Raw genomic sequence first — 4160 nt, 5'->3', positions numbered from 1 at the left:
CGTGCGGAGTGCGCCGTGCTCAAGGCCGTGGCGAACCAGTTCGTCGTGACGACCGACAGCCAGATGGTGCTCAAGGCGCAGCAGCGAGAGGTGCTCGCCGAGCTCGTGGAGCTGTATGCGGCACAGCCCGACTCGCGTCTGGACGCCGACTTCCGCGCTGACTTCCTTGCGGCCACCGACGATGGTGTGAGACTGCGGGTCATCGTGGACCAGGTCGCCTGCTTGACGGACGTCCGCGCCCTCTACCTGCACTCGCTGTGGGCCGGGTCGCCGGCCACCCGGCCGTAACGACCTAGACTCAGCGCAGCGAGAGGAGGCGCCATGGCGGGTCGGATCCACACCGACGACATCGCGACCGTCAAGGCGCGCTCCTCCCTCGAGGACGTGGTCCGCGAGCACGTCACGCTCCGCAACGCCGGCCCCGGCGCTCTCAAGGGCCTGTGTCCCTTTCACGACGAGAAGACTCCATCGTTCAACATCCGGCCGGGCGTTGGGGCCTGGCACTGCTTCGGCTGTGACGAGGGCGGTGACGTCATCTCGTTCGTCCAGAAGGTCGACCACCTCACGTTCGCCGAGGCGGTGGAGCGGCTGGCACAGCGGCTCGGGATGGAGCTGCGCTACGAGGACGGCGGGCACCGGTCCCGCGACGAGGGACTCGGTCGCCGATCCCGCTTGCTCGAGGCGCACCGGGTCGCCGAGGAGTTCTACACCGAGCGGCTGCTGGCCGACAAGCTCGCCAGACAGGCACGCGACTTCCTCCGGGCGCGCGACTTCAACAGCTCGCACGTGAAGCACTTCGGGCTCGGCTTCGCGCCGCGCAGCGGTGGGGAGCTCGTCAGCCACCTGCAGGCCAAGGGCTTCACCGACGAGGAGCTCGTCATCGGCGGACTCGCCGGACGGGGATCGCGCGGCCTCTACGACCGCTTCCGCAGCCGGCTCCTCTGGCCGATCCGCGACATCACCGGCAGCACGATCGGCTTCGGTGCCCGTCGCATCTTCGATGACGACAAGATCGAGGCGAAGTACCTCAACACGTCGGAGACCCCGCTCTACAAGAAGTCGTCGGTCCTCTACGGACTCGACCTGGCCAAGAAGCGCATTGCCCAGGACCGACAGGCCGTGGTCGTCGAGGGCTACACCGACGTCATGGCGTGCCACCTGGCGGGCGTGGAGACAGCAGTGGCGACCTGCGGCACCGCCTTCGGGGCCGAGCACATCAAGGTCCTGCGACGCCTCATGCGGGACGAGGCCGACGTCGCTCCCGCCAAGGTCATCTTCACCTTCGACGGTGACGCGGCGGGCCAGAAGGCGGCGATGCGGGCCTTCGCCGACGACGCGAAGTGGACCTCGCAGTCGTTCGTCGCCGTCGAGAAGTCCGGCAAGGATCCTTGTGAGCTGCGCCAGGCGGGTGGAGACCCGGCCGTCCAGGCCCTGATCGAGGACGCGGTGCCGATGTTCGAGTTCGCCGTCCGCACGACGATCAAACGTTTCGACGTCGCCACCGCAGAGGGTCGTGTCAAGGCCAACCGAGCCGTCGCCCCCATCGTCGCCTCGATCCGGGACCGGTCCTTGCGGCCGGAGTACACCCGCGAGGTTGCCGGCATGCTCGGCCTCGAGGTGGAGCAGGTGGCGGCAGAGGTGGCCAGGGCAGGCCGCATCAGACCCGAACAGAACCCGTCGCACGGGCGGCTCGACGATCGCTCCGCACGTGCCGGGACCGGCGGCGCGGACGAGGTGGGGGAACCCACTCCCGATGAGGCGGCGCGCACGATGCCGGTCCCTGACCGGCGAGACCCCGTCGTGCTGGCCGAGCGGCAGCTGCTCCAGGTGCTGCTCCAGTTCCCGACCGTGCTCCGTCCGGGCGCCATCGACCTGCTGTCCGCCGACGCCTTCACGGCCGAGGCCCACCGCGCGGTGTTCGACGGGATCAGGATCGCGAACGGGTGCGGTGACCGTGCCTCTCTCGGCACCTGGGTGTCGGCGGTGACCGAATCCGCCCCGCGCGCGGTCTCGGCGCTCATCAGCGAGCTGGCAGTCGCCACCCTTCCGGCGCGGATGGACCCGATGAGCGGCCTGCCCACCTCGCGCTACGTCGAGGAGCTCTTCGACCGGGTCCGGACGGTCTCCCTCACTCGACGGGTGGCTGACGCCATGAGCGAGATGCGGCGCCTGGACCACGCCCAGGAGCCGGACCCCGAGCGGTCGCGTGCGCTGGCCACGGCGCTGCAGGAGCTGCAGCGGCAGCTGGCCCGGATCAAGGAAGGCATGTCCTGATGGGACTGTTCGACCGCCGCCGCAGGGCGGACCTGCCCACTGAGGTCCGACAGGCCGTGCCGCTGCGATCGGGGGACCGCGTCATCGCCTGGGCCAAGGACGAGCAGTCGGGTGGCCACGTCGTCGCGTCAACACAGCAGCTCGCCTTCGTCGGGCCGGACGCGTCCCTCGTCTGGCAGCGGCCTTGGCACGAGGCCGAGTCGGGCACGTGGCAGAGCGACTCGGGTCTGCTGACCGTCATCTGGGTCGATCACCGCCGGCCCGCCCAGTGGATGATCCGGGAGCCCTCGATGCTCCAGCAGGCGCTCCGGGAGCGGATCCAGGCCAGTGTCGTGCTCAGCGACGAGTTCCGGACCGAGAGCAGGCGAAGCGTCCGGGTCGTCATCCGGCAGGACTTCGCCACCGGCGAGCTGCTGGAACAGGTCATCGCCGGTAAGGGTGCGGACCCGAACGACCCTGCGGTTGCCGCCGAGGCAGCGCGCAGGCTCGCGGTGCTTCGCTCCGAAGTGGGCCTCTGAACCGGTACCACGGGCGGCCCCGAGGCGGTTCCGGACACGGCTCGGGAAACGGCTCGGGAGCGCCTCGGGAAGCGGTTTGGAATGCTCCAAGGGCGATTTAGTCCCCGGTGAGCTCCTTTGCTATGGTTGCCCGGCAGCGGTCCCCTGTAGCTCAACTGGCAGAGCAGCCGGCTGTTAACCGGCAGGTTGTTGGTTCGAGTCCAACCGGGGGAGCAACACAAAACGGCTCGTGACCTGCGGAAACGCGCGTCACGGGCCGTTTCGCAGTAGTCAATGCAGAGGCTATGCATCGTCCGAGCGCTCAACTTCGAGCGAAACGCAGCCGGCGGAAGCGGCAGAGCTTCCCTTGGAGGCAGCCCGTTGCCGGACTCTCCGACATGGCACTGGATGCGCCCGTAACGGGATGGGCTACTGCAACAAGTCGATCATGCCGGGTCGTGGACCAGCGCCAGGCGTTGGGCTTGCGGGTCGCTTATCCAAGTGGTGCGTCGTCGTCTCGGCGATGAGTTCCGCGAGCCCGCGGAGTTTGAACTGTCGGCGGGCGTAACCTCGCCACCGGTGTCCGGGGTCCGCGGACTGCCGCTCACCCCCGACGACTTCCTGCGCTGACGGCGGGACCCGGGAGTTCGGCGTTCGGTGACCCGGGGCCCGGCGACACGGGATCCGGCGACACGGGATCCGGCTACACGGGATCCGGCGGCCCGGGGTCCTGTGGCGCCGGATACCGCACTGCTGCGGGAAAGCAGCGCAGCAGTGCGGCGAGCCGCGCGGTATCGCCCGCCACCTCGGTGTCTGCCCGCTCGACGGCGTCGTGCAGCGCCGCACCGGCGAACACCAGATCGCGCAATGTCGCCGCCTCCGGCACGGTCAGCCACGCATCGGGTTCGGCGTGCTCACCGCGGTCCAACTCGAGGCGCCCGCCCGCAACGGTGATGCGGAACCGGTCGCCCGCGACGTCCAGCTGGCAGCGCAGCGACAGCTCACCCGCCAGTGCCGGATCGAAGGTGGCGCGCAGGGCGAACAGCAGCGCGTCGACGCTCAGTTCAGCCGCGCCGTCCTCGGGCAGCGGTGCGCGGCTGCCCCACTGGGCGAGCGCGCGGAGCACGGGCTCCAGTTCCTGCCCGCGCTCGGTGAGTTCATACACGGCGGCGGACGCAGGCGGTCCCAGGCGCCTTCGCCGCACCAGGCCGTCGGCTTCGAGCTCGCGCAACCGCTGCGCGAGGACGTTCTGGCTCATCTGCGGCAGCCCGCGGTGCAGGTCGGAGTAGCGCTTCGGGCCGAAGACCAGCTCCCGCACGACGAGCAACGCCCACCGCTCGCCGACCGCGTTCAGCGCTCGCGCGATGCCGCAGGGGTCGTCGAACAGCC

At 69.9% G+C, this 4160-nt stretch carries 3 protein-coding genes, 1 tRNA gene and 1 pseudogene; 4 read left to right on the top strand and 1 reads right to left on the bottom strand.

Features of this window, described 5'->3' with window-relative positions; all coding sequences use genetic code 11:
- From VJN29_RS08795 to VJN29_RS08780, 4 genes and pseudogenes are all read left to right on the top strand, one after another.
- A pseudogene (locus VJN29_RS08795) lies at positions 1-288 on the top strand (deoxyguanosinetriphosphate triphosphohydrolase); the annotation flags it as partial.
- A 33-nt stretch (positions 289-321) separates the two neighbouring features.
- On the top strand, positions 322-2274 hold the full coding sequence (gene dnaG / locus VJN29_RS08790; protein WP_324143250.1) for a DNA primase: 1953 nt from the start codon (positions 322-324) through the stop codon (positions 2272-2274).
- Complete coding sequence (locus VJN29_RS08785; protein WP_324143249.1) at positions 2274-2792, top strand: hypothetical protein; 519 nt, start codon at positions 2274-2276, stop codon at positions 2790-2792. The genes dnaG and VJN29_RS08785 overlap by 1 nt, the downstream gene beginning before the upstream one ends.
- Before the next feature lie 140 nt (positions 2793-2932).
- A tRNA-Asn gene (locus VJN29_RS08780) sits at positions 2933-3005 on the top strand.
- A 469-nt stretch (positions 3006-3474) separates the two neighbouring features.
- Here VJN29_RS08780 and VJN29_RS08775 read toward each other — a convergent pair.
- Positions 3475-4160 (bottom strand): helix-turn-helix domain-containing protein (locus VJN29_RS08775; RefSeq protein ID WP_324143248.1); only part of this gene is annotated, 686 nt, incomplete at its 5' end.

Origin of the sequence: Intrasporangium sp. (assembly GCF_035280925.1) — a bacterium.
Taxonomy (GTDB): Bacteria; Actinomycetota; Actinomycetes; order Actinomycetales; family Dermatophilaceae; genus Intrasporangium.
This window is presented reverse-complemented; position numbering and strand designations above follow the sequence as displayed.

Coding starts and splice junctions, on each gene's coding strand:
- VJN29_RS08785 (WP_324143249.1), top strand. CDS start 2,274: ATGGGACTGTTCGACCGCCGCCGCAGGGCGGACCTGCCCACTGAGGTC.
- dnaG (WP_324143250.1), top strand. CDS start 322: ATGGCGGGTCGGATCCACACCGACGACATCGCGACCGTCAAGGCGCGC.